General features: G+C 70.4%; 6 protein-coding genes. 1 reads left to right on the top strand and 5 read right to left on the bottom strand.

Going from position 1 to position 26,822, the window contains the following annotated elements; translation table 11 throughout:
* Positions 1-32: 32 nt before the first annotated feature.
* The 5 genes from FBY21_RS03855 to FBY21_RS03835 all read right to left on the bottom strand — a co-directional run bounded on the left by FBY21_RS03855 (position 33) and on the right by FBY21_RS03835 (position 26,158).
* Positions 33-12,326 (bottom strand): non-ribosomal peptide synthase/polyketide synthase, encoded by a 12,294-nt coding sequence (locus FBY21_RS03855; RefSeq protein WP_142008748.1) that lies wholly within the window; start codon positions 12,324-12,326, stop codon positions 33-35.
* Entirely contained in the window at positions 12,319-20,223 is a 7,905-nt protein-coding gene (locus tag FBY21_RS03850) for a non-ribosomal peptide synthetase (protein ID WP_142008746.1), read from the bottom strand. Before FBY21_RS03850 ends, FBY21_RS03855 begins: the two co-directional genes overlap by 8 nt.
* 2 nt (positions 20,224-20,225) lie before the next feature.
* Positions 20,226-23,630, bottom strand: coding sequence for an amino acid adenylation domain-containing protein (locus FBY21_RS03845; protein ID WP_253543635.1), 3,405 nt, complete (start codon positions 23,628-23,630; stop codon positions 20,226-20,228).
* Positions 23,631-23,752: 122 nt separating this feature from the next.
* Positions 23,753-24,730, bottom strand: a complete 978-nt coding sequence (locus tag FBY21_RS03840) for a TauD/TfdA family dioxygenase (RefSeq protein WP_074972187.1) — start codon at positions 24,728-24,730, stop codon at positions 23,753-23,755.
* An 18-nt stretch (positions 24,731-24,748) separates the two neighbouring features.
* Positions 24,749-26,158, bottom strand: a complete 1,410-nt coding sequence (locus FBY21_RS03835; RefSeq protein ID WP_142008744.1) for an aspartate aminotransferase family protein — start codon at positions 26,156-26,158, stop codon at positions 24,749-24,751.
* A 152-nt stretch (positions 26,159-26,310) separates the two neighbouring features.
* Here FBY21_RS03835 and FBY21_RS03830 point away from each other — a divergent pair, with 152 nt between their 5' ends.
* Positions 26,311-26,820: a hypothetical protein gene (locus tag FBY21_RS03830; RefSeq protein ID WP_142008741.1), complete on the top strand. Its 510-nt coding sequence runs from the start codon at positions 26,311-26,313 to the stop codon at positions 26,818-26,820.
* Positions 26,821-26,822 lie beyond the last annotated feature (2 nt).

Here is a 26,822-nt window from a genome sequence, read left to right as displayed (position 1 = left end):
GGTGGCCGCCGCCGGTTGCATGACGAAATGGCTCAACCCACCTGCTCCAGGCAATGGTCGATCAGCGCTTCCAGCTCGGCACGGTAGGCATCCATCAGCGCCTGCACCGTCTCCGGCCGGTAGCGACGGACGCTGTAGACACAGCGCAGCGCCAGGCTGCCGTCGTAGACCTGGCCGATGATCTCCAGCCAGTTGGCCAGGCGGGCCACGGGGCTGTAGCAGTCACCGGTGTCTTCCACCGCCGGCACCAGCAGCGCCTGCTCGTCGAAGCTCTGGTCGAGCTGCCCCAGGTAGTTGAAGGTCACCCGCGCCTGGGGCAAGCCCGCCAGGCGCTGGCCCAGGGCCGCATCGCCCAGGTGGCGCAGCACGCCGTAGCCGATGCCCTTGTTGGGGATCGCGGCCAGTTGGCCCTGGATGGCCCGGACGGAATCACCCAGGCCTTCGGCGGGAGCCAGCCGCACCGGGAACATGCTGGTGAACCAGCCGACCGTCCGCGACAGGTCGAGCGTCTCGAACAGGTCCTCGCGGCCATGGCCTTCCAGCTGCACCAGCACCGAATCCTGCTCGCTCCAGCGACACAGCACACGGGCCAGGGCCGTCAGCAACAGGTCGTTGATCTGGGTGCCGTAGGCAGCCGGAGCTTCCTTGAGCAGGCGCGCGGTATGGGTCGACGACAGCGCCATGCGCGCGACGGCCTGCTGGCTGACCTGGTTGCGGCCCCGGGGGTTGTCGCATGGCAGGTCGCGGACCGGGTGGTCCAGCTGTGCCAGCCACCAGTCGCGTTCCTCGGCGGCAATGCGTGGCGCGTCGTCGACCAGGCGCTCGACCCAGGCACGGTAGCTGCTGCTGCGCACCGGCAGACGGGGCGCCTCGCCCAGGCAGCAGGCCTCGTAGGCGCTGCGCAGGTCTTCCAGCAGCACCCGCCAGGACACCGCGTCCACCACCAGGTGGTGGATCACCAGCAGCAGGCGCGCCTCGCCATCCGGCAGGGTCACGTGCAACGCCCGCCACATCGGCCCGCTGGCCAAGTCGAGGCTGCGTTGCGCCTCGTTGGCCAGGCGCTCCAGCTCCGCCGTATCGGCGGCCTCGCGGCGCCACAGCACCGACTCGCCTTCACCTTCGGGCTGGTAGTGCTGCATCCAGCGTCCGCCGTCACGGGTGAAGCGCAGGCGCAGGGCGTCGTGATGGCGCTCGATCACCGCCAGGGCGCGTTCAAGGGCGTCCAGGTCCAGCGGGTTGCGGGCCTTGAGCATCAGGGCCTGGTTGAAATGGTGCGGCTCGGCCATCTCCTCGGCGAACAGCCATTCCTGGATCGGCAGCAGGCGGAAGGCACCCTCCACGGCCTGCTGGGTCTCCACCACGGCCAGCGTGCTCGTTGCCTCGACGGGCCGCTCGCACAGGCCGGCAATGGTCGGGTAGCGCATCAGGTCGCGCAGTTTCAGCTCCAGGTCCAGCTGCGGGTGGTTCTTCACCCGCGAAACCACCTGCAGGCAGAGGATCGAGTCGCCCCCCAGCTCGAAGAAGTTGTCGGTGACGCCGACCTGCTCCACCTGCAATACCTCCGCCCAGATGCCTGCCAGCAGCCGCTCGCGCTCATCGCGCGGGGCCACGTAGGCGTCCTGCTGGAAGCTCGGCTCGGGCAGCGCCTTGCGGTCCAGCTTGCCGTTGGGGGTGATCGGGAACGCCGCCAGGGCGATGACCTGTGCCGGCACCATGTAGTCGGGCAGCTCAAGGCGCAGCGCAGCCTTCAGGCGCTCGCCCGCGTTCATCTGCGGGCAGACCACGTAGCCGATCAACTGCTTGCCGGAAGCCGCGTCCCGCGCCACCACCAAGGCATCCTCGACGCCCTCCTGGCGGCGCAGGCAGGCCTCGACCTCGCCCAACTCGATGCGGAAGCCACGCACCTTCACTTGATGGTCGATGCGGCCGACGTAGTCGAGAATGCCGTCCTCGCGCAGGCGAACGAGGTCACCCGTGCGATACAGGCGCGCGCCCGGCTGGCCGAAGGGGTCCGGTACGAAGCGCTCGGCGGTGAGTTCCGGACGCCCCTGGTAGCCCCGGGCCACGCCTTCGCCGCCGATGTAGAGCTCGCCGGCGAAACCGACAGGCAGCGGGTTGAGGTTCTCGTCCAGCACGTGCAGCGAACGCTGCCCCACCGCACGCCCGATGGGCGCGTAGGCCGCCTGGCACTGCCCGCTCACCGGCACCTTCCACAGCATTGGCGTCACCACCGTCTCGGTGGGTCCGTAGCCATTGGTGAAGTACTGCGGGCGCAGCGCTGCCTTGACCTGCTCGAAGCTCTGCTCCGGCACCGCGTCCCCGCCGAAGCAGTAGATGCGCACCGGCGGCGCCGGCATGCCGCTGCTTTCCACGAACTCGGCCATCTGCTTGAGGTAGGCCGGCGGGAAGCAGGCGATGGTGATGCCGTGTTCGTGCAGGGCCTGCAGGGTCTGCTCGGGCGTCCACAGGCCGCCATCACGAATCACCAGCGTCCCCCCACTGGACAAGGTGCTCAGCCAGCGCTCGTGGGCACCGTCGAAGGCGAAGGACATGAAATGCAGCTCGCGGGTGTCATCGCCCATCTCGTAGAGCCCGACAATTGCCTGGCAATGCATGCTCAGCGGCCCGTGGGTCACCGCCACGCCCTTGGGCCGGCCGGTGGAACCCGAGGTGTAGATCAGGTACGCCAGGTTGCCCGCGTCGAGACGGCTGGGCAGCGGCCCGCCGTTGCCCAGCGGCGCCAGTCCGTCGAGTTCCACCACCTTCAGGCCCTCGACAGTGGGCACACCCGCACACAGGTCGCTGCGGGTGATCAGCAGGGCCATCGAGGAGTCCTCGATCATGTAGGCCAGGCGCTCCGCCGGGTACTCCAGGTCGAGCGGCACATAGGCGGCACCGGCCTTCATCACCGCGAGCAGGCTGACCACCAGCTCCACGGAACGGTCCAGCGCCACCCCCACCACGGTCTCCGGCCCTGCGCCCATGGTCACGAGCCCACGGGCCAGGCTGTTGGCGCGACGCTCCAATTCGCCGTAGCTCAGGCGCTGCCCGCCACAGACCAGCGCGGTCGCCTCGGGCCGGCGTGCGGCCTGCTGCGCGATCAGCTCCGGCAGCAACACCGGCGAGTGGGTCGACTCACCTGGCAGGCTCCAGCTCATGACCGCCTGCAGCTGCGCAGCCGACAGGCGCTGCAGGTTGCCCAGGCGCTCCTCGGGTTGGCGCAGCATGGCGTCCAGGGTGTCTTCCATCACCTGACGGATTCCCTCCACAGCCGCCTCGGAGAAGCTCCCACGCAGGTACATGTATTCGATCATCAGGCTGTCGCCCAGGTGCACCGCCAGGTCCATGGGGAAGTTGGTCACCCCCAGGTCATCGGACTGGCCGAAGGTCAGCCCGGCCGGTTCGGCCTCGCGCAGGCGCTGATCAATCGGGTAGTTCTCGAACACGATGATGCTGTCGAACAGCGCCTGGCCGCCGAGGCCGGACCAGCGCTGCACATCCGCCAGCGGCGCGTGGGACCAGGCGCGGATATCCAGGTTGTAGCCCTGCAACTGGCGCAGCCAGTCGTCCAGGCGCTGCGTCGGTTCCAGGTTCTGGATCACCGGCAGGGTGTTGATGAACAGCCCCAGCATGCTGTCGGCATGGGGAAGGCTCTCCGGCCGCCCCGCCACGGTGGCGCCGAAGGCCACGCGGCGCTGCCCGGTGTAGCGCTGCAGCAACAGCAGCCAGGCGCCCTGGATCAGGGTGTTCGGGGTGATCCGCAACTGCCGGCAGAACTGCTGCATACGTGCGGTCCACCGGGTATCCCAATTGGAGTAGAGCGCGTGGTGGCCGCTGCCCTGGCCATCGTGGCGCGGGTGAACAGCCTGGGCCAGGGCGGTCGGCTCACAGTCCGCCAGGCGCTCGCGCCAGAAGCCTTCCAGCGCGCTCTGGTCCTGGCCCTGCAGCCAGGCGATGAAATCGCCATAGCGCCCCGCGCGCTCCTCCAGCGGTTTGCCGGCATAGCGTTCGAGCACCTCGGCGAAGAGGTTAGAGCTGCTCCAGCCGTCCATGAGGATGTGGTGGCTGGTCCAGATCATCTGGTAGCGGGACTCGCCGAGATGGACCAGCAGCATGCGCTGCAACGGCGCCCTGGCCAGGTCGAAGCCCTGCAACGCCTCCTCGCGTGCCAGCGCCTTCAGGGCTTCGTCGGTCACGGCGCGGTCGCGCCAGTCGAGCACGCGGATCGGCATCTGCGCGTGGCGGTGCACCACCTGCAAGGGGTCACCAGCCTGCCAGTGGAAGCTGGTGCGCAGCACGTCGTGCCGGGCGGTGACGAAGGCCCAGGCGTCGGCGAAGCGGTCAAGGTCGAGGCCCGCCACCGGCAGGCTGACCTGGTTGATGTAAAGCGCCTCGCCACTGTCCTCCAGGGTGTGGAACAGCATGCCCTGCTGCATCGGCGACAGCGGGTAGACGTCCTCGATCTCGCTCTCCGCGACCGGCAATGCCGCACGGCGCTCCGCGCTGACTTCCACGCGGGTGACGGGCTGTGCCTGCTCGACTGCCGGCGCGAGTCCAGCCAGGGCGGCGGCCAGTTGGGCGACGGTCTGGTTCTCGAACACCAGCCGCGGCGATACCTCCAGGCCGGCCTGGCGCGAACGGCTGGCGATCTGGATCGACACGATGGAATCCCCACCCAACTCGAAGAAATTGTCGTTCAGCCCGACCCGCTCGACCCGGAGCACCTCCTGCCAGATGGCGGCCAGGCGCTGTTCCAGCTCGCTCTCCGGGGCCACGTAGTCGCGGTTCGACTGGGCCATGTCCGGCTTGGGCAGGGCCTTGCGGTCCAGCTTGCCGTTGGGCGAGAGCGGCATGCGCTCCAGCAGCACCCACTGCGCCGGCACCATGTAGTCCGGCAGCACCGCCGCCAGGTGGGCCTTGATCCCCTCCAGGGCGTTAGCCTGCTCGGGTACCAGGTAGGCCACCAGCTGCTTGCCGCTGGGGCCGTCGGCGGCCACCACCACGGCTTCGCGCACGGCGTCCTGCTCCTGCAGGCGCGCTTCGATCTCGCCCAGCTCGATGCGCAGGCCACGGATCTTCACCTGGTGGTCGATACGCCCGGCGTATTCGATCACCCCGTCCTCGCGTTGGCGCGCCAGGTCGCCGGTGCGATACAGGCGCTCGCCCTCGCCGAAGGGGCTGGTGACGAAGCGCTCGGCGGTCAGCGCCGGGCGACGGTGATAACCACGTGCCAGGCCGATGCCGCCCAGGTACAGCTCGCCAGTGACGCCGGGGCTCACCGGGTTCAGTTCGGTGTCCAGCACGTAGGTCTGCAGGTTGGCGATGGGCTGGCCGATGGGCACGGCATCCTTGCCCTCCTCCACGCAGGTCCAGTGGGTGACGTCGATGGCCGCTTCGGTGGGGCCGTAGAGGTTGTACAGGCCGGCCTGGGGCAGCAGTGCCATCACCTGGCGCTGCAGCTCCACCGGCAGCGCCTCGCCGGAGCAGACGATGCGGCGCAGCGAGGTGCAGCGGGCGGCGTTTTCGTCACCGACGAAGGCCTGCAGCATCGAGGGCACGAAGTGCAGTGTGCTGATGCCTTCCTCGGTGATCAGCTGTGCCAGGCGCGCCGGGTCACGGTGGTCGCCAGGCAGTGCCATGACCAGGCGCGCACCTTCCATCAGCGGCCAGAAGAACTCCCACACCGAGACGTCGAAACTGAACGGCGTCTTCTGCAGCACGCTGTCTTCGGCGCCCAGTTGATACGCCTCCTGCATCCACGCCAGGCGGTTGTGCAGGGCGATATGACGGTTGCCGGCGCCCTTGGGCTTGCCGGTGGAGCCGGAGGTGTAGATGACGTAGGCGAGGTTCTCCGGGTGCAGTGGCACGCCGGGGTTGGCGTCGCTGGCTGAGGTCCAGGCGGTGGCCTGGTCCAGCTCCAGTACGGGCAGCCCGGCGGGAATCGGCAGGCTGGCTCGCAGGTGCGACTGGGTCAGCAGCAGCGCAATGCCGCTGTCCTCGAACATGTAGGCCAGGCGGTCCTGGGGGTATTCCGGGTCCAGCGGCACGTAGGCGCCGCCGGCCTTGAGGATGGCCAGCAGCCCCACCACCATCTCCACCGAACGCTCGGCGGCGATGCCCACCAGCACGTCCGGGCCGACGCCCAGGCTGCGCAGGTGATGGGCCAGGCGGTTGGCCTCGGCGTTCAGTTCGGCGTAGTTGAGGGTGCGGCCGGCGAAGGTCAGCGCCGGGGCATTCGGCTGGCTGAACGCACGCTGCTCGAACAGCTGGTGCACATACACGCTGCTGGGGTAGTCACGGGCGGTGGCGTTCCACTGCTCCACCACCCGGCGGTGGTCGTCCTCCTCAAGCAACGACAGTTCACCAAGCGCGAGCTGCGGCTGCGCCATGAACTGCAGCAACAGGTGCACCAGCTGGCCGGCGATGCGGCGGATGCTCGGCGCAGCGAAATCCGTGGTCAGGTAGTTGAAGGCCAGCTCCAGTTCCTCGCCCACCTGGGCGATCAGGGTCAGGGCGTAGCCGCTCTGTTCGCTGTAGCCGAGGTTGCTGAAGCCCAGCCCGCCCGGCGCCGCTTCCAGGGCTTCGGAAACCGGGTAGTTCTCGAACACCAGCAGGGTGTCGAACAGCGCTTCGCCGTTGCGGCCGGCCAGGCGCTGCACGTCCGCCAGGGGCATGTGCTCGTGGTCGCGCAGGGCCAGGTTCTGCGCCTGCACGGCCTTGGCCCACTGGGCGACGCTGAGGGCGCCGTCCGGGGTGGCGATCACCGGCAGGGTGTTGATGAATAGCCCAAGCTGCTGCTCGATGCCCGGCAGCTCCACCGGGCGCCCGGACACCGTGGCGCCGAAGGCCACGCTGCGCTGGCCGCTGTAGCGCTGCAGCAGGAGCAGCCAGGCGGACTGCACCAGGGTGTTGAGGGTGACCTGCTGCTGGCGGGCGAAGGCTTGCAGGCGGCGGGTCTGCCCGGCATCCAGGCGTGCGCTGTGCAGCGCCTGGCCGGGCTCGGGGCTGGCCACGCGGCCACAGGCCAGGGCCAGGCGGGTCGGTTCCTCCAGCGGCGCCAGCTGCTCCAGCCAGAAGCGTTCGCTGGCGGCCCTGTCCTGGCGCTGCAGCCAGGCGAGGTAGTCCTGGTAGCGCCCTTCCGGTGCGGCGACGTCCTGCCCGGCATAGGCCTGCAGCACTTCGCCCAGCAGGCGCGAGTTGCTCCAGCCGTCCATGAGGATGTGGTGGCTGGTGTAGATCAGGTGGTGGCTGTCGTCGCCGGTGCGCAGCAGGTACAGCCTGAGCAGCGGTGGCCGCGCCAGGTCGAAGCCACGGTCCAGCTCGTGGGCAGCGCGGGCATCCAGATCGGCGGTGTCGACCCCCTCTTCGACGACTATCTCCAGGGCCGCCTGGCGGTGGATCACCTGGCGCGGCGCGTCCAACCCCGCGTCCCAGATGAAGCCGGCGCGCAGCAGCTCGTGGCGGTCGACCGCCTGCTGCCAGGCACTGGCGAACCACGCCACGTCAAGGCCACGGATGTCCAGGCGCATCTGGTTGACGTAGGTGCGCCCGCTGGCCTCGTACAGGCTGTGGAACAGCATGCCCTGCTGCATGGGCGACAGCGGGTAGAGGGTGGCGACCTCGCGGGCCGGCAGCGCCAGCGCGTCCAGCTGGGTCTGGTCGAGCCCGGCCAGGGGCACGTCGCTGGGGGTCAGGCCGGCGTTGCGCGTGTCGCAGCAGTGTTCGATCAGCGCCTCCAGCGCCTGCTGGTAGGCCTCTGCCAGGCGGGTGATGGTGGCCTCGGCGAACACGTCGCCGCTGAAGGTCCAGTTCAGGCTCAGCTCGCCGCCGAACACCTGGCCATCGACGCTGAGCCAGTTGCCCAGGGGCGCCTGCGGATCCTGCCCGGCGCCACGGCCCTCCTCGGCCGGCACCCAGAGCGTGCCCTCGGCGAAGTCGCCGTCGAACTGGCCCAGGTAGTTGAAGGTGATGCGCGGCTGCGGCAGGCCGGCGAGCGCGGCGCGGGCCTCGTCGCTGCCCAGGTGGCGCAGCAGGCCGTGGCCCAGGCCCTTGTCCGGGGTGCTGCGCAGTTGCTCCTTGATGTGCTTGATGGCGGTGCCGATGTCGGCAGCCGGCTCCAGGCGCACCGGGAACAGGCTGGTGAACCAGCCGACGGTGCGCGACAGGTCGATGTCCTCGAACAGGTCCTCGCGGCCGTGGCCTTCCAGCTGCACCAGCGCCGAGGCCTCGCCCGTCCAGGCACAGACGGCCTGGGCCAGGGCGGTCAGCAGCAGGTCGTTGACCTGGGTGCGGTACGCGGCCGGTGCGTCCTGCAGCAGTTGCCGGGTGCGGGTGGCGTCCAGCCGGGTGGCAACGCTGCGGGCATGGCGGTTGTCCAGGGCGCCCGCCGGATTGTCGCGCGGCAGGTCCACCGGCGCGTCGTGCAGCAACTGCTGCCAGTAGCCGAGCTGATCGGTCATCGCCCCGGAACGGGCTTGGGCGCCGAGGCGTTCGCCCCAGGCCTTGAAGGACGTTGTCTTGGCCGGCAGTCGCGGCGTTTCGCCGGCCTGCAGCTGGCGGTACGCGGTCTGCAGGTCTTCCAGCAGGATGCGCCAGGAGACGCCGTCCACCACCAGGTGATGGATCGCCAGCAGCAGGCGCTGCCCGCCGTCAGGCAGTTCGATCAGGGCCAGGCGCAGCATGGGGCCGGCAGCCAGGTCGAGGCTGCGCTGCACCTCGCTGCAGAAGGCCGGCAGTGCATCGAGGCTGTCCAGCTGGCCGCACCAGAGCAGCTCATCGGCGGCGGCCGCCTCGGCATGGGCCTGCACCCAGGCCCCTTCGACCTGGCGATAGCGCAGGCGCAAGGCATCGTGGTGCTGCAGCAACTGGGCCAGGGCGCCAGTCAGCAGCACGGCATCCAGCGGCTCGCTCGGGGCCAGCAGCAGGGACTGGTTCCAGTGGTGGCGGTTGGGGATATCGGTGGCGAAGAACGCCTGCTGGATCGGCAGCAGCGGCGCTTCCCCGGTGACCGGTCCCTGGTCCACCTGCAGCGCCTCGCTGAGCTGGGCCACGGTGGCCAGGCGGCGGATGCTCTGGTGCTGGAACAGGTCGCGCGGGGCGATGCGGATGCCCGCCTGGCGGGCGCGGCTGACGATCTGGATGGAGATGATGGAGTCCCCGCCCAGCTCGAAGAAGTTGTCGTCCACGCCCACCTGCTCCAGGCGCAGCACGTCCTGCCAGATCAGCGCCAGGCGCTGCTCCAGTTCGTTGCGCGGCGCCTGGTACTCGCTGCGGGCCTGGGCCGGGTCGGGCTTGGGCAGGGCCTTGCGGTCCAGCTTGCCGTTGGGCGACAGCGGCATGCGCTCCAGCAGCACCCACTGCGCCGGCACCATGTAGTCCGGCAGCACCTCCAGCAGGCGTGCCTTGACGCCCTGCAGGTAGCCGCCCTGGATTTCCGCCTCGGCGCGGGCCAGGGATTCCGGCTCCGGCACCAGGTAGGCCAGCAGTTGCTTGCCGCTGGGGCCATCGGCGGCCACCACCACGGCTTCGCGCACGGCGTCCTGCTCCTGCAGGCGGGCTTCGATCTCGCCCAGCTCGATGCGCAGGCCACGGATCTTCACCTGGTGATCGATACGACCGGCGTATTCGATCACCCCATCCTCGCGCTGGCGCGCCAGGTCGCCGGTGCGGTACAGGCGCTCGCCCTCGCCGAAGGGGCTGGTGACGAAGCGCTCGGCGGTCAGCGCCGGGCGGCGGTGGTAGCCGCGCGCCAGGCCAATGCCACCCAGGTACAGCTCGCCGGTGACGCCGGGGCTCACCGGGTTCAGTTCAGAGTCGAGGACGTAGGTCTGCAGGTTGGCGATGGGCTGGCCGATGGGCACGGCGTCCTTGCCCTCTTCCACGCAGGTCCAGTGGGTGACGTCGATAGCCGCTTCGGTGGGGCCGTAGAGGTTGTACAGGCCCGCCTGGGGCAGCAGCGCCATCGCCTGGCGTTGCAGCTCCACCGGCAGCGACTCGCCGGAGCAGACGATGCGACGCAGCGAGGTGCAGCGGGCAGCGTTTTCGTCACCGACGAAGGCCTGCAGCATCGAGGGCACGAAGTGCAGCGTGCTGATGCCTTCCTCGGTAATCAGTTGCACCAGGCGCGCCGGGTCACGGTGGTCGCCAGGTAGCGCCATCACCAGGCGCGCACCTTCCATCAGCGGCCAGAAGAACTCCCACACCGAGACGTCGAAGCTGAACGGCGTCTTCTGCAGCACGCTGTCTTCAACGCCCAGTTGATACGCCTCCTGCATCCACGCCAGGCGGTTGTGCAGGGCGATATGGCGGTTGCCGGCACCCTTGGGTTTGCCGGTGGAGCCGGAGGTGTAGATGACGTAGGCGAGGTTTTCCGGGTGCAGCGGTACGTCGGGGTTGGTTTCGTCCTGATCGGCCCAGGCGGCGGATCGGTCCAGCTCCAGTACCGGCAACCCGGCGGGAATCGGCAGCCCGTCGCGCAGGTGCGATTGGGTCAGCAGCAGCGCAATGCCGCTGTCCTCAAACATGTAGGCAAGGCGGTCCTGGGGGTATTCCGGGTCCAGCGGCACGTAGGCGCCGCCGGCCTTGAGGATGGCCACGAGCCCCACCACCATCTCCACCGAACGCTCGGCGGCGATGCCCACCAGCACATCCGGACCGACGCCCAGGCTGCGCAGGTGATGGGCCAGGCGGTTGGCCTCGGCATTGAGTTCGGCATAGCTGAGGGTGCGGCCGGCGAAGGTCAGTGCCGGGGCATTCGGCTGGCTGAGCGCACGCTGCTCGAACAGCTGGTGCACGTAGATGCTGCCGTGGTAGTCGCGGGCGGTGTGGTTCCAACCCTGGATGGCGCGCTCACGCTCACTGGCGGTCAGCATCGGCAGGTCGCCGAGGCGGCTGCGTGGCTGCTCGGCGATGGCGGCCAGCAGGTTCTGCCAGTGCACCGCCATGCGCTGGATGCGCTCGGCGTCGAACAGGTCGGTGGCGTAGATCAGCGAGGCACTGAGGCCACGGGGGTGCTCGGTGCAGTCCAGGCTCAGGTCGAACTGGGTGGTGGGCATGGCCCAGTGCACCGGTTCCACCCGCAGGCCCGGCAACACGGCAGCCAGGCCGCCCACCTCACCGGCGCTCACCTGGTAGTTGAACATCACCTGGAACAGCGGGCTGTGGCTGAGGCTGCGCTCAGGTTGCAGGGCGTCCACCAGCTGCTCAAACGGCAGGTCCTGGTGGGCCTGGGCAGCCAGGGCGGCCTGGCGGGTCTGTTGCAGCAGGTCGACGAAGGCGGCGTCGTTCTCCACCTGGGCGCGCAGCACCTGGGTGTTGACGAAGAAGCCCAGCAGGCGCTCGGTCTCGGCGCGGTTGCGGTTGGCGGACGGCACGCCGACGCGGATGTCGCCCTGCCCGCAGTAACGCTGCAGCAGGAGCTGGAAGGAAGCCAGCAGCAGCATGAACGGCGAGCAGCCCTCACGCTGCGCCAACTGCTTGAGGCGGCCGAACAACGCGCCGTCCAGCTCCAGGCTCAGGCGCGCGCCCTGGGCGCTGCGCAGTGCGGGGCGCGGGCGGTCGGCTGGCAGCTCCAGCAGCGGCTGCTCGCCACCCAGCTGTGCGGTCCAGTAGGCCAGCTGGCGCTCGCGTTCGCCGGCCTCCATCCACTGGCGCTGCCAGGCCGCGTAGTCGGCGTACTGGATGGCCAACGGCGGCAGCTTGGCGTCGTGCCCGAGGCGGAAGCCCTGGTAGAGGGCGATCAGCTCTTCCACCATCAGCTGCATGGACCAGCCATCGGAGACGATGTGGTGCTGGGTCAGCACCAGCACCCTGTCGTCCTCACCCAGCTCCAGCAGACGCACCCGCAGCAGCGGGCCGTGTTCCAGGTCAAAGGGGCGCTGCGCCTCCCGGCCGATGGCCTCGGCCAGCTGCACCTCGTCGGCGCCCGTCAGGGGCTCGTGCTCGATGACGACCCGGCCCTGGGGGTGGATGCGCTGGCGCGGCTGCCCATCCTCCAGCACGAAGGTGGTGCGCAGCGGTTCGTGCCGGGCCACCAGTGCGTCGAAGCTCCGCTGCAACGCGCCCAGGTCCAGCTCGCCCTTCAGGCGCAGCGCCGTGGGCATGTTGTAGGCGGCGCTGTCCGGCTCCAGCTGCCAGAGGAACCACTGGCGCTGCTGGGCGTAGGACAGCGGCAGCCCCTCGCGTTCGCTGAGCGGCACGATGGGTAGCCGGGCGAGGTTGACGCCCTTCTCCGCCAGCTTGCGGAACAGGGCCTGGCGACGCGGGTGGTCCAGCCCCTTGATGCGCTCGACCAGGACCTGGGCCTGGGACGATTCCTGCTTAAGCATCGCAGGCCTCCAGCTCGTCCAGTGCCTCGAAGATCGCGTCGAAATCGTCTTCCATACCGCCCTGCTCCCTCGTTCTCTCGATCAGCGCCGCCAGCTCCTCGATGGAGGTGGCGGTGTAGAAATCCTGCATCGGTAGGTCGATGCCCAGTTCGTTCTTCAGGCGCGAGGCCACCCGCACCAGCAGCAGCGAGTGCCCGCCCAGCTCGAAGAAGTTGTCCTTCAGGCCGACCCGCTCCACCTGCAGCAGCTCGGCCCAGATGCCGGCCAGGCGCTGCTCCAGCTCGCTGCGCGGCGCCTCGTAGTCCGCCAGCAGCTGGCGGGTGTCGAGTTGCGCCAGGGCCTTGCGGTCGAGCTTGCCGTTGGCGTTCAGCGGCATGCTCTCCAGCAGCACCCAGTGCGCCGGCACCATGTAGTCCGGCAGCTGGCGCCGCAGCGCGGCCTTGAGCGCCTCGCGGATGGCCCGTTGGTCGTCCTCGCTGTCGCCGCGCACGCCCCAGCTGGCGGCATCGGCCACCAGGTAGGCCACCAGGTGGCGGCCCACGGCCAGGTCCTGGGCGAGCACGGCGATGTCGCGCACGCCTTCCTGCTCGCGGATACGCGCCTCGATCTCGCCCAGCTCGATGCGGAAGCCGCGGATCTTCACCTGGTGGTCCACCCGGCCGACGTACTCCAGCACACCGTCCAGGCGCCGCCGCACCAGGTCGCCGGAGCGGTACAGGCGCTGCCCGGGCACCCGGGCGAAGGGGTCGGGCACGAAGCTCAGGGCGGTGCGCACCGGGTCGCCGACGTAGCCCCGGCCGACTCCGGTGCCGCTGATGCACAGCTCGCCCACGGCGCGCGGGCACACCAGCTCCAGCTGGCCGTCCAGCACGTGCAGCTGGTTGTTGTCGGTGGGCAGGCCGATGGGCAGGTAGGTGCTGCCGGTGTCCGCCTCGACCACCCGGGTCAGCGACACGTCGTCCGAGCATTCGGCCGGGCCATAGGCGTTGACCAGCGGGATCCGGGGGTAGCGCTGCAGCCAGCGACGGGCCAGCTCCGGCGGCATCGCCTCGCCGGTGGTGAGCATCCAGCGCAGGCCCGGCAGCGCGACGGGCGCGGCTTCGAGCATGCCCTGGATCAGCGAGGGCACGCTCTCCAGCACGGTGATGCCGGCCTGGTTGACGTGGTTCAGCAGCGCCTCGGGGTCGTGGGCGATCTCGTCCGGGACGATCTCCACCCGCGCGCCGCAGAGGCCGGCGGTGACGAACTGCCACACGGAGATGTCGAAGCTCTGGGAAGCGGTCTGGGCGATCACGTCGTCCATGCCGAGGCCCAGGTACGGCAGCTTGCTCAGCTGGTTGTTGAGCATCCCCGCATGCTCGACCATCACGCCCTTGGGCGCACCGGTGGAGCCGGAGGTGTAGATCACGTAGGCCAGGTGGCGCGGCCCGATGGGCAGGCACGGCGCGGCAGCGGCACGGCCGTCCTGCACGTGCTCCCACACCAGCAGGCGCGGGCGCGCGGCCTCCTCCACCTCGGCCAGCAGCGGCGCCAGGGCCGGCAGGCACGCCTCGGTGCACACCAGCACCGGCGCACGGCTGAGGGTGAGGATGTGGCGCAGGCGCTGGGCCGGCAGGTGCGGGTCCAGCGGCAGGTAGCCGGCGGCGGCCTTGAGGGTGCCGAGGATCATCCCCAGCAGCGGCAGGCCACGCTCGGCCAGCAACGCCACGCTCTGGTCGGGCTGCACGCCGGCCTCCAGCAGGGCCTGGGCCATGCGGTTGCCCAGTGCGTCCAGCTGCGCGTAGCTCCAGCTTTCGCCCTGGCAGCTGGCGGCGATGCGTTGCGGGTGCTGCGCCGCCTGGGCCTCGAACAGGCGCGGGTAGCCGCCGTCCAGCGGGTAGTCGCGGTCCGACTGGTTGAAGGTGTGCAGCAGGTGCTCGCGTTCGTCCGTGCCGAGCAGCGGCAAGGCGTCGAAACGCGCCTCCAGGTGCTCGCCCAGGGCCAGCAGCAGGCGCTTGAAGTCGCCCAGCAGCTGGCTGACGGTGGTTTCGTCGAACCAGCGGCGGTCGTAGGACAGGTGCAGGCCCAGGGCATCGCCGGGGTAGATGACCACGGTCATCGGGTAGTTGGTGTGGGTGCGCCCGGAATCCGAGCTGATGTTGAGGTTCTCCACCTGGGTCAGCACGCCGTCCTCGATGGGCGCGTTCTCGAACACGAAGAGGCTGTCGAACAGCGACTGGCCCTTGCCGATCTCGCTGCAGGCCTGGATGTCCACCAGCGGCAGGTGCTCGTGCTCGCGCAGGCGCAGGTTGAGGGCGAACAGCTGCTGCAGCCAGCCGCTCACCGTCGTGGCGCTGCCCACCTCGGGCAGGTGCACACGCAGGGGGATGCTGTTGATGAACAGGCCGACGGTGCGCTGCATGTCTGGCACGTCCACCGGGCGGCCGGCCACGGTCACGCCGAAGACCAGGTCACGGGAGCCGCTGTAGCGGTGCAGCACCAGCGCCCAGGCGGCCTGGACCAGGGTGTTGACGGTGAGCTGGTGGCGCTGGGCGAGTTCGCGCAGCTGGCGCCCCTCATGCGCCTCCAGATGGGCGTGCAGGTCGCCGATGCTCGAATGCCCGGCATCCTTCAGCGGCTGGCGGTCGAAAGGCAGGCCGGTGGGTTGCTCGAAGCCGGCCAGTTGCTCGCGCCACAGCTGCGCGGAGGCCGGCAGGTCCTGGCGCTTCAGCCAGCGGATGAAGTCGGCGTAGCGCGAGGCCGGGGCCAGGCGCGCCTCACGGCCTTCGCCGAGGGCGGCGTAGAGCTCGAAGAACTCGTCCACCAGCAGCGAGCGGCACCAGGCGTCAATGAGGATGTGGTGGTTGCTCAGGACGAAGCCGAAGCGGCGCTCGCCCAGCTGGATCAGCCGCAGGCGGAAAGGCACGGCGCCCTGCAGGTCGAAGCCCTGGCGGCGCTCCTCGGCGAGCACCTCGCGCAGCTTGGCCTCGTGTTCGGCGGCCGGCACGTCGCGCCAGTCGTGCAGTTGCACGTCCGGCTGCGCGGTGCGGCGGACGATCTGCAGCAGGCGCTCGCCCACGGTCCAGGAGAAGGTGGTGCGCAGCGCGTCGTGGCGCTGGCCGACGGCCTGCCAGGCGCGGGCGAAGCGCTCGGGGTCGATCTCGGTTTCGACGCTGTAGCAGTACTGCATCATGTAGATGCCGGAGCCCGGCTCCAGCAGCGTGTGCATCAGCAGGCCTTCCTGCATGGGCGACAGCGGGTAGATGTCCTCCACCTCGCGCAGGTCCACCGGCAGCGCGTCCAGTTGCGCCTGGGTCAGGCCCGCCAGGGGGAAGTCGGCCGGGGTGGCGCCACCGGCCTGGGCGTCCAGGCAGTGCCCGACCAGCGCCGCCAGCTCGCGGGCGTAGTCGGCGGCCAGTGCAGCGATGACGGTTTCGTCGAACATCTCCCGGCTGAAGGTCCAGCCCAGCTCCAGTTCACCACCCAGCACCTGGCCGTTGACGCTCAGCCAGTTGCCCAGCGGCGCCTCGGCCGACTGGGTGGCGCCGACGCTTTCGGCGGCAGGCGCGAACAGGCGCTCGTCGCCGAAGCCCTGGTCGAACTGGCCGAGGTAGTTGAAGGTCACCCGCGCCTGGGGCAACGCCGCCAGGGCAGCCCATTGCGCGGGCGTGCCCAGGTGGCGCAGCACGCCATGGCCGATGCCCCGGTCGGGCACCCCACGCAGTTGTTCCTTGATCGCCTTGATCGAGCCGGCCAAGTCCTCGGCCGGGCTCAGCGCCACCGGGAACAGGCTGGTGAACCAGCCGACGGTGCGGCTCAGGTCGACGCCCTCGAACAGGTCTTCGCGGCCGTGGCCCTCCAGTTGCACCAGCGCGCTGCCCTGCCCGCTCCAGCGGCACAGCACGCGCGCCAGGGCGGTGAGCAGCAGGTCGTTGACCTGGGTGCGATACGCGGCGGGCGCCTGCTGCAACAGCTGGCGGGTGGTCTCGGCGTCCAGACGGCAATGCAGGGTGCGGGCGTGGCGCACCTGCAGCCCAGCGTCGCGGCGCGCGCCCGGCAGGTCATCCGCCTGGCCGCTGAGGCTCGCCTGCCAATAGGCCAGCTCGGCGTCACGGGCCGGCTCGCGGGCCCATTGGCCCAGGCGCTCGGCCCAGGCCTTGAAGGCGGTGCCCTTCTCCGCCGGCGCCGGGGTGCGGCCGGCGAGCAGCGCCGTGCAGGCCTGCTCCAGGTCCTCCAGCAGGATGCGCCAGGACACGCCGTCCACCACCAGGTGATGGATCACCAGCAGCAGGCGCTGGCTGCCGTCGGCGAGGTCGAACAGCACCGCGCGCAGCAGCGGCCCGTCGCCCAGGTCGAGGCTGCGTTGCGCTTCGTCGGCCATCGCCTGCAGCTGCGCCGCGTCACTCGCCTGGCGCTGCCACAGCAGGCCGGCCGGCGCGGTGGCCTGGTGTTCCGCACGCCAGCCGTCCGCCTGCTGGCGGAAGGCCAGGCGCAGGGCGTCGTGCTGGGCCACCAGCACCGCCAGCGCCTGTTCGACGACGGGGGCAGTCAGCGGCTGGCGCGGCTGCAGCATGACCGCCTGGTTGTAGTGATGGGGCTCGGCCTGCACCCGCTCGAAGAAACGGGCCTGCACCGGCAACAGGGGCATCTCGCCGCTGACCTGGGCCGGCGCACGGGGCGCTGCCGGGCGGCTGTCCACCTTGGCGACCTGGGCCAGCTGGACGATGGTCTGTTTCTCGAACAGCTGACGTGGGGTCAGCTTGATGCCCTGGCGCTTGGCCCGGGCAATGATCTGCAGGCTGAGGATGGAGTCGCCGCCCAGCTCGAAGAAGTTGTCCTCGACGCCGATGGCCTCGCGCTTGAGCACCGCCTGCCAGATGGCCACCAGTTGTTCCTCCACCGGCGTGCTCGGCGCCACGTGGCGCTTCTGCTGCACCTCGGGCTGGGGCAGCGCGCGGCGGTCCAGCTTGCCGTTGGCGGTCAGCGGCAGGCGCTCCAGCAGCAGCAGGTGGGCCGGCACCAGGTAGTCCGGCAGCCGTGCCTGCAGCTGTTCGCGCAGGGCCTGGGCGCTCAGGTTGGCGTCCTCGGGCACGCACCAGCCGATCAGTTGCAGCTGAGCCGGGTCGTCGCCCTGGGGCACGGCCAGCACCACGGCGTCGTGCACGCCGGGCAGGCTACGCAGCACGCGGGCGACCTCGCCCGGCTCGACGCGGTAGCCACGGATCTTCACCTGGTCATCAGCGCGGCCGAGGAAGTGCAGCAGCCCCTCAGCGTCGCGGCGCACGCGGTCGCCGCTGCGGTACAGGCGCGCACCCGGCGCGCCGAAGGGGTCGGGCACGAAGCGTTCGGCGGTGAGCGCGGCCTGGCCGAGGTAGCCCTGGGCCAGGCTGTCACCGCCGATGTACAGCTCGCCGGCGACGCGCGCCGGCAGCGGGTTGAGCACATCGTCCAGCACCTGCACCCGGGCGCCCGGCAAGGCCTCGCCCAGGGGGATGCCGGCGCCTTCGGCCAGCTCACCCCGCACCTCGTGGGTGAGCACGCCCACGGTGGTCTCGCTGGGGCCGTAGTGGTTGATGAAGCGGCAGCCGGGCTTCAGCTCCCGCACCTTGCGGTACAGCGCCGGGGAACAGGCCTCGCCGCCGACGATCAGCGCGTGCTCGGGCAACGCATCAGCCGCATTGGCCGCCTGCAGCAGGCCACCGAGGTGGCTGGGGACGATCTTCAGCACGCCGATGCGCTGCTCGGCCATGTAGGCGGCGAAAGCATCCGGGTCGAAGCCCAGAGACTCCGGCAGCACGTGCAGCGTCCGCCCGGAACACAGGGCGCCGAACAGCACGGTGTGGCCGAGGTCGGCGGCGATGGTGGAGACCAGCGCCAGGCTGGCGTCCGCCGGCAGGTCCAGGCGCTGCAGCAGGCCGTCGACATAGCTGGCCAGCGCGCCGTGGCTGACCACCACGCCCTTGGGCTGGCCGGTGGAGCCGGAGGTGTGGATCACGTAGGCCGGAGCCTCGGGCAACGCAGCAAGCACAGGCGCCTCGGCGGGCAGCACAGCCCAGTGTTCGGGCTGGTACGGCTGCACCTGGCAGCCGCTGCCGGCCAGTGCCGCCTGGCGCGTCTCGCCCGCATCACACAGCAGCACCCGGGCGCCGCTGCGCTGGAGCATGCCCTGCAGGCGTTCGGTGGGTGCCTTGACGTCCAGCGGCATGTACAGGCCACCGGCCTTGAGGATGCCGAGCAGGCTCACCAGCCAGTCCAGCGAGCGCTCCATCAGCACCGCCACGGGCACGCCAGGGGTGACGCCAAGGCGGCGCAGGTGCTGCGCCAGGCGGTTGGCCCGGGCATCGAGCTCGGCATGGGTCAGCTGGCGGTCGGCGCAGACGGCGGCCAGGGCCTCGGGTTGGCGGCGCACCTGCTCGTCCCAGCGCTGCAACACCATGGCCGGTTGCGGCCGCTCGGCGGCGGGCTGCGGCGCAGGGGGTTCGGCCAGGCTGTGCAACGGTGCGTCGGGGCGCTCCAGCAGGGTTTCGAACAGTGTCCGCAACGCGGCGATGAAGCCCTCAATGCTGGCGCGCTGGTAGAGGTCGCTGGCGTAGGTCATCTCACCATGGATGCGCTCGCCGTCATCGGTGATGTCCAGGGCCAGGTCGAAGTGGGTGCCCTCCTTGCGCAGCGAGTATTCGCTGACGACGAGGCCCGGCAGTTGCAGCGCGGTCTGTTTCTGCACGCCGACGTTCTGGTTGAACTTGGCCTGGAACAGCGGGTTGTGGCCGAGGCTGCGCTCGGGCGCGAGCACGTCCACCAGTTGCTCGAAGGGCAGCTCCTGGTTGGCCTGGGCGGCGAAGGTGGCCTCGCGCACCTGGGCCAGCAGTTCGCGCAGCGACTGGCGTTCGTCGATGACGCAGCGCAGCACCTGGGTGTTGACGAAGAAGCCGATCAGCCCTTCCACCTCCTCGCGCCCGCGGTTGGCGTTGGGCACGCCGATGCGGATGTCGCGCTGGCCGGAATGCCGCGAGAGGAACAGCGCGTAGCCGGCCAGGGCCAGCATGAACAGGGTCACGCCCTCGACGCGGGCGGTTTCGCGCAAACGGCTGGAGAGCGCCGTGCCGAAATCGAACCGCAGCGTCTCGCCCTTGAGGCTCTGTACCGGCGGGCGGGGGAAGTCGGGGGCCACCTCCAGCAGCGGGTGCTCCTCACCCAGCTGCTCGCGCCAGTGCTGCAGCTGGCGTTCGCCCTCGCCCGCCTCCAGCCAGCGGCGCTGCCACAGGGCGTAGTCGGCGTACTGCAGGGGCAGCGGCGGCAGGCTCTCGGCACCGGCCTGGTAGGCCTGGACGAACTCGCGAACCATCACGTCCATGGACCAGCCGTCGGAGACGATGTGGTGCATGCACACCACCAGCACGCACGTGTCCTCGCCGAGGCGGAACAGGCTGGCGCGCAGCAGCGGGCCGTGCAGCAGGTCGAAGGGCCGGCCCACCTCCTCGTCCACCTGGCGGGCCAGCTCGGTCTCGGGGTCGTTGCTGCTGGAGAGATCGACCTGGCGCAGGGCCAGGGGCGCGGCCGGCAGCACCCGTTGCAACGGCTGCTCGCCGTCCACCTGGAACACTGTGCGCAGCGCTTCGTGGCGCTCGACCAGGGCATCGAAGGCGCGCTGCAGGCGGGCTTCGTCCAGCTCGCCCTTCAGGCGCAGGCCGGCGGCCATGTTGTAGGCGGCGCTGCCGGGGTCCAGCTGCCAGAGGAACAGCAGGCGCTGCTGGGCGTAGGACACCGGGATGGCGTCCTGGCCGTGGCGGCTCACGGGGATCGGCAGCAGGCCGAAGTCCTTGCCGTCCTGGCGCAGCTTGTCGAGGAACTGGCGGCGTTGTTCGAGCGGCAGGCCGATGAACTTCTCGGCGATGCGCAGCGTGGTGGTGCGGGACATGCTCAAACCTCCTCCAGTGAATTCATGAACGCTTCCATGTCGGCCCAGTCCTCGTCGGCGGTGCCGCCCAGGGCCTCCAGCTCTTCGGCCAGGGCCGCCAGGTGCGGGCGTTCGAACAGGCTACGCATGGGCAGCGCGATGCCCAGCTCGGACTTGATCCGGGCGATGACCTGGGCCGCCAGCAGCGAGTGCCCGCCCAGGTCGAAGAAGCTGTCGTCGAGGCCGACGCGGGGCACCTGCAGCACCTCCATCCAGATGCCGGCCAGGCGCCGTTCCAGCTCGCTGGCCGGCGCGCGGTAGGCGGCCTGCAGCTGGCTTGGGTCGGGCTCGGGCAGGGCCTTGCGGTCGAGCTTGCCGCTAGGGGTCAGCGGCAGGCGCTCCAGCAGCACCAGGTGCGTGGGCACCATGTAGTCCGGCAGGGTTGCGCGCAGGGCCTCGCGGATGCGCTGGCGCTGCGCGTCGGGGCCGCTGCCGTCGGGCTCGGTGGCCAGGTAGCCGACCAGCTGCCGCCCGCCAGCCATGTCCAGGGCCAGCACGGCGGCCTCGCGCACGCCGGGGCATTGCTGCAGGCGCATCTCGATCTCGCCCAGCTCGATGCGGAAGCCACGCACCTTCACCTGGTGGTCGACGCGGCCGATGTACTCGATGGCGCCGCTGGCGTTGAAACGCGCGCGGTCGCCGGTGCGGTAGAGGCGCTCGCCGGGCACCTGCGGGTCGGGCAGGAAGCGCTGGGCGGTGAGCCCCGGCTGGCCGTGGTAGCCCCGTGCCAGGCCCGGCCCGCCGATGTACAGCTCGCCGATGGCGCCCGCCGGCACCGGCTGCAGCTCGCCGTCGAGGATGAACAGGCGGCGCCCGGCCAGGCCCTGGCCGATGGGGATGCCGCGCCAGGAGACATCGGTCGAGGCCAGCTCGCTGCAGTCATGGACGCTGGAAACCACCGTGGCCTCGGTGGGGCCGTAGGTGTTGAGCAGGCGCACGCCGGCCAGCCCGGCACGGCGCCAGAGGTCGAGGCCGTCCACCGCCATGGCTTCGCCGCCGACGTGGATCTGGCGCAGCGCGCCGAAGGCCTGCGGGGCACCCCGGGCGTAGTCCTGCACCAGCATGTGCCAGTAGGCGGCGGGCAGGTCGGCCAGGGTGATGCCGTGCGCCACCAGGGCCTGCTGGAAGGCCGCGCTGTCCCACAGGCGGCCGTCGCGCAGCACCACGCGGGCGCCGACGCACAGCGGCGGGTAGAACTGCTCGACGAAGCCGTCGAAGCTGCAGGTGGCGAACTGCAGCACGCGGTCGCCTGGCTGCAGGCGCGAGTAATCGGCGGCCAGCACGCAGAACTCGGCCAGGGCGCCGTGGCTGATGGCCACGCCCTTGGGCCGGCCGGTGGAGCCGGAGGTGTAGATCACGTAGGCCAGGTTGCCGGGCGCCACCGCCACGTTCGGCGCGTGCTCCGGCTGGTCTTCGAGCCCGTTGCCGGCCTGGCCCAGGCACAGGCTCCGGATGCCCGGGACCTGGGGCAGCGTGTCGTGCACTGCGGCCTGGGTCAGCAGCAGGCGCAGGCCGCTGTCGTCGAACACCTGGGCGATGCGCTCGCCGGGCGCCTGGGGGTCCAGGGGCACGTAGGCGCCACCGGCCTTGAGCACCGCCAGCAAGGCCACGCCCATGTCCAGGGAGCGCTCCAGGGCGACGCCCACCAGCACCTCGGGGCCGACGCCCAGTTGCACCAGGCGGTGGGCCAGGCGGTTGCTGCGGCGTTCCAGCTCGGCGTAGGTCAGCTGGGCGCCGGCGCCTTCGCCGGCCAGCACCAGGGCGATGGCTTCGGGGGTGCGCGCGGCCTGGGCCTGGAAGCGCAGGTGGGCCGGCTCCGGTGCCTGGGGAGCGGCGCCGCGCAGGGCCCAGGCCTGCAATTGACGGGCTTCTTCGCCGGCCAGCAGCTGCAGTTCGCCAAGACGGCGACTGGGGTCGGCGACCACGCTGTGCAGCAGGTTGCGCCAGTGACCGGCCATGCGCTCGACGGTGGTGCCGTCGAACAGGTCGGTGGCGTAGGTGAAGGCGGCCAGCAGGCGCTCGCCCTCCTCCCGGGTCTCCAGCATCAGGTCGCTGGCGGCAGCATGGTGGCGGGCGCCGGAGACGCTCTGCTCAGCGTCCAGGTGCGCCAGTTGCAGGCCACAGCCCAGGCGCATGCCCTGGATGTCGGTGACCAGCGGCTGGTGGTTGTACATGACCTGGAACAGCGGGTTCTGGCTCTGGCTGCGACTGGACTGCAGGGCCTCCGCCAGCGCGTCGAAGGGCAGCTCCTGGTGCGCCTGGGCACCCAGTGCGGTGAGGCGCAGGTCCTGCAGCAGCTGTGCGAACGGCAGGCGCCCATCCAGCTGGCTGCGCAGCACCTGGGTGTTGACGAAGAAGCCGATCAGGCCCTCGACCTCGCCCCGGTTGCGGTTGGCGATCAGCCCGCCGACACGGATGTCGCCCTGGCCGCTGTAGCGGTACAGCAGGGTCTTGAAGACCGCCAGCAGCACCACGAACAGGGTCACGCCCTGGCGCTGGGCCAGGGCCTTGAGGCCGGCGTGCAGCGTCGGTTCGAGGGCGAACTCGATGCGCGCACCGGCATGGCTGGGCTGTGCCGGGCGCGGGCGGTCGCTGGGCAGCTCCAGGGGCAGTTGCTCCTCGCCCAGCTGGCCGCGCCAGTAGTCGAGCTGGCGCTCGCGCTCGCCGGCCTCCAGCCAGCTGCGTTGCCACAGGGCGTAGTCGCGGTACTGCACGGGCAACGCCGGGAGCTGCGGTTCGGCACCGGCGCTGCGGGCGTCCAGGCAGCGCATGAACTCCTCGATGAGGATGTTCATCGACCAGCCGTCGGCAATGATGTGGTGCATGGTCAGCAGCAGCACGTGCTCGTCGGCGGCGAGGCGCAGCAGCACCACCCGAAGCAGCGGGCCCTGCTCCAGGTCGAAGGGCTGGCCAGCCTCACGGGCGACCGCTTCGCGGGTGCATTGCAGGCGCTCGTCGGGTGCCAGGGCGGACAGGTCCAGGTGGCGCACCTGGGCGTCGGCACCGTCGCCGACCCGCTGGAAGGCCTGGCCGTCGGCCTCGTGGAAGGTGGTGCGCAGGCACTCGTGGCGTGCCACCAGGTCGGCGAAGGCGCGGTCCAGCGCGCTGTGCTCCAGCGGGCCCAGCAGGCGCACAGCGCCGGGCAGGTTGTAGGCGGCGCTGGTGGGCTCCAGCTGCCAGAGGAACCACATGCGCTGCTGGGCGTAGGACAACAGGTCGCGGCTGGGGCTGCCGCTGCAATCGGGGATGGGGAAGCTGGCGAAGTCCATCTGCTCGCCCTTGAGGGCTTCGAGGAACAGGTGGCGCTTTTCGGGGGGCAGGTCGATGAACCGACGGGCCAGGAGGCGGGATTGATCGAGGGTGGTCATGGGTCGTCCGATCGGGTGGAGGGAGCCCTGGGCTCCGCGATACCAGATGAACGAACGATTTGGCTTTGCATTTAGCCGTTGAAGCGGCGCGAGCGGCCCTGGCAGGACGCTCGCGCCAGACCTCAATCGGCGCCGTGCCCCTCGGCCATGGCGACGATGACCTTGCGTGCGCCGGTGAAGCGGCTACGGGCGTGGGCGGCGAGCATGTTGTCGAGCATCATCACGTCGCCTTCCTGCCAGGGGAAGGCGATGGTGCAGTCGTCGAGCACGCCACGCACTTCGTCGAGGATGGCGTCCTCGATGGGCGAGCCGTCGCCGTAGTAGACGTTACGCGGCAGGTCCTCCTCCTCGACGATCTCCAGCAGGCTCTCGCGCACCTCCGGGGGGAGGTTGGAGACGTGGAACAGGTGCGCCTGGTTGAACCAGACGTCCTCCCCGGTGCGTGGGTGGCGGGCGACGGCCTGGCACACCTGGCGGGTGCGCAGTTCGCCGTCCTCCTTCCATTCGCAGGCGATGCGGTGGCGCTGGCAGTAGGCTTCCACCACCGCCGGGTCGTCGCTGTTGAACACCTGCTCCCAGGGCACGTCGAGGCCGTTGCCGAAGTTGCGCACGTACATCAGCCCATGGCGGGTGAAGCGTTCGTGGATGCGTGGGTCGATGCGGCGGAACACCTCGCGGCTGTCGGCGATGGGCGTTTCGCCGCCGGTCTCGGCGGCGACCATGCTGTAGAACCAGATCTTCATCGGCCATTCGCGGGTGTAGGCCTGTTCGTTGTGCAGCGGGATTTTCTGGTGCGGCGGGTACTCGGTGGAGGTGTACACGCCCTGGGTGACGTTGGTGCGCGGGGTGGAGCCGAACTCGTAGTTCAGCAGCGGGTGGCCGAAGCCGGCGGCGAAGCGGCGGAAGGCTTCCGCGCCGCCCACGTCGAACCCACGGAAGAGGATGCCGCCGACGCTGAGCAGGTGGCGGTCCACCAGCTCGCGGATCGGCTCCAGCGCCTCGTTCAGGTCCAGCCCCGGCTCCGGGGCCTGGACCAGCAGCGGCAGGTTGCCCGCGCCCGGCAGCAGGGGCCGGGCGAGGAGTTCCAGCAAGGTGCTCATGACGATCTCCCGGCGGCCTCAGGCCGCTTCCTGCAACGCAGCGACCAGGGCCCGGGCAAAGCGCCGGGCGACTTCGTCCACCTGGTCGGCGGTGATGATCAGCGGCGGCAGGAAGCGCACCACGCTGCCGTGGCGGCCGCCCAGTTCGAGGATCAGCCCGCGCTTCAGGCACTGGGCCTGCAGGCGCGAGGCCAGGGCGCTGCAGGTGGGCGGGTGGCCGAGGGCATCCGGCGTGCCGGAGGGGTCCACCAGTTCGACGCCGAGCATCAGCCCGCGCCCACGGATGTCGCCCAGTTGCGGGTAGTCGCGCTGCAGTTCGCGCAGGTGGCCGGCCAGGCGCTCGCCCATGGCGGCAGCATGGGCGGGGATGTCGTGGTCCTTGAGGTAGCGCATCACCGCCGAGCCGGCGGCCATGGCCATCTGGTTGCCACGGAAGGTGCCGGCGTGGGCGCCCGGGCCCCAGGCGTCGAGCCATTCGCGGTAGACCATCACCGCCAGCGGCAGGCTGCCGCCGATGGCCTTGGACAGCACCACCACGTCGGGCACGATGCCGGCGTGCTCGAAGGCGAACGTCCTGCCGGTGCGGCCGAAGCCGCTCTGAATCTCGTCGACGATCAGCGCCACGCCGGCCTTCTCGGTGATGCGGCGCAGGCCGCGCAGCCACTCGATGTCCGCCGGCACCACGCCGCCCTCCCCCTGCACCGCTTCGACGATCACCGCCGCCGGCAGCAGCACGCCGGCCTCGGGGTCGCTGAGCAGGTTTTCCAGGTAATGCAGGTTGGCGCGCACGCCGGCCTCGCCACCCAGGCCGAAGGGGCAGCGGTAGTCATAGGGATAGGGGGCGAACTGCACGCCATTGCCGAGCACGGCGCCCAGGGCCTTCTTCGGCCCCAGGTTGCCCATCAGCCCCAGGGCGCCCTGGCTCATGCCGTGGTAGCCGCCCTGGAACGAGAGGATGGTGCTGCGCCCGGTGGCGGTGCGCACCAGCTTCAGCGCCGCCTCCACCGCGTCGGTGCCGGTGGGGCCGCAGAACTGGATCTTCGCCTCGCGGGCCAGGCCCTCGGGCAGCAGGCCGAAGAGGTCCTGGACGAACTGGTCCTTCACCGGGGTGGTGAGGTCGAGGGTGTGCAGCGGCAGCTCGTCGGCGAGCACCTGGCGGATGGCCTCGATCACCACCGGGTGGTTGTGCCCGAGGGCCAGGGTGCCGGCACCGGCGAGGCAGTCGATGAAGGTGCGGCCCTCGACGTCCTCGACATACAGCCCACGCGCGCGCTTGAGCGCCAGGGGAATGCGCCGGGGGTAGCTGCGGGCATTGGATTCCTGCCGGGCCTGGCGGGCCAGCAGCGGTGAGGTTTCGAACTGGTAGAGCGTCTCGTCTTCGGCAACGGCGTGCGGCTGGCTGGTGGTGAGGCTGGTGGCGACGTGCATCCTTCGACCCTCGATGAAAGTGGCATCTGGCTCCGGGCCGGGTGCGTGTGACGCATACCGGCCGTGTGCACAGAAGACGTTGCAGGGTGATGGGGATTTAGCGGCGGACGAACCGCTACACTGCGCGCCTCGAAACGAGGTGGGACGACACGATGCAAACCCTGGAGCAGGCACGCGCCAGCCTGGAAACGGTTCGCACACTGCTGGGGCGGAAGCTGGTCCGGGTCCGCAATGCCCGCTACCTGTTCAACGGTGCTCCCGAGCCGGAAGCCATCGGCGAGGTGGAGTTCACCTGCGAAGGCGGCAAGGCAGTGACGCTGTCACTGGCCTCCGACGGCGAGAGTGTCATGGCGGCGAGCCGCGCACTCCAGGTGCCCGAGGGGTTCGACATCAGCGACGACGCCCGTTGCGACTGGAGGGCCGAGGACCTGCTCGCCACGCTGGACGCCAGGCATCTCATCGGCCGGCAGGTGATCGGAGTCGAGGGGTTGCACGTCGTTTACCAGCAGCATGAGGCGTGCCTGCTGGAGGGTTTCAGAATCACCCTGGAAGGCGGTGACTACCTGGTGTTCTTCAACTGCGGCGATGAGGAGGCGGTACGCCTGAACCAGCCGCCACCACCCCTGAGCGAAGCCAGCGAGCAATGGGTAACGGAGCTCTGATG

It is taken from the genome of Pseudomonas sp. SLBN-26 (assembly GCF_006715895.1).
Taxonomy (GTDB): domain Bacteria; phylum Pseudomonadota; class Gammaproteobacteria; order Pseudomonadales; family Pseudomonadaceae; genus Metapseudomonas; species Metapseudomonas otitidis.
This window is presented reverse-complemented; position numbering and strand designations above follow the sequence as displayed.

What these genes read in the sequence shown, in the direction of transcription:
- FBY21_RS03835 (WP_142008744.1), bottom strand. Translation starts at nt 26,158, where the DNA reads ATGCACGTCGCCACCAGCCTCACCACCAGCCAGCCGCACGCCGTTGCC.
- FBY21_RS03855 (WP_142008748.1), bottom strand. Translation starts at nt 12,326, where the DNA reads ATGCTTAAGCAGGAATCGTCCCAGGCCCAGGTCCTGGTCGAGCGCATC.
- FBY21_RS03840 (WP_074972187.1), bottom strand. Translation starts at nt 24,730, where the DNA reads ATGAGCACCTTGCTGGAACTCCTCGCCCGGCCCCTGCTGCCGGGCGCG.
- FBY21_RS03830 (WP_142008741.1), top strand. Translation starts at nt 26,311, where the DNA reads ATGCAAACCCTGGAGCAGGCACGCGCCAGCCTGGAAACGGTTCGCACA.
- FBY21_RS03850 (WP_142008746.1), bottom strand. Translation starts at nt 20,223, where the DNA reads ATGTCCCGCACCACCACGCTGCGCATCGCCGAGAAGTTCATCGGCCTG.
- FBY21_RS03845 (WP_253543635.1), bottom strand. Translation starts at nt 23,630, where the DNA reads ATGACCACCCTCGATCAATCCCGCCTCCTGGCCCGTCGGTTCATCGAC.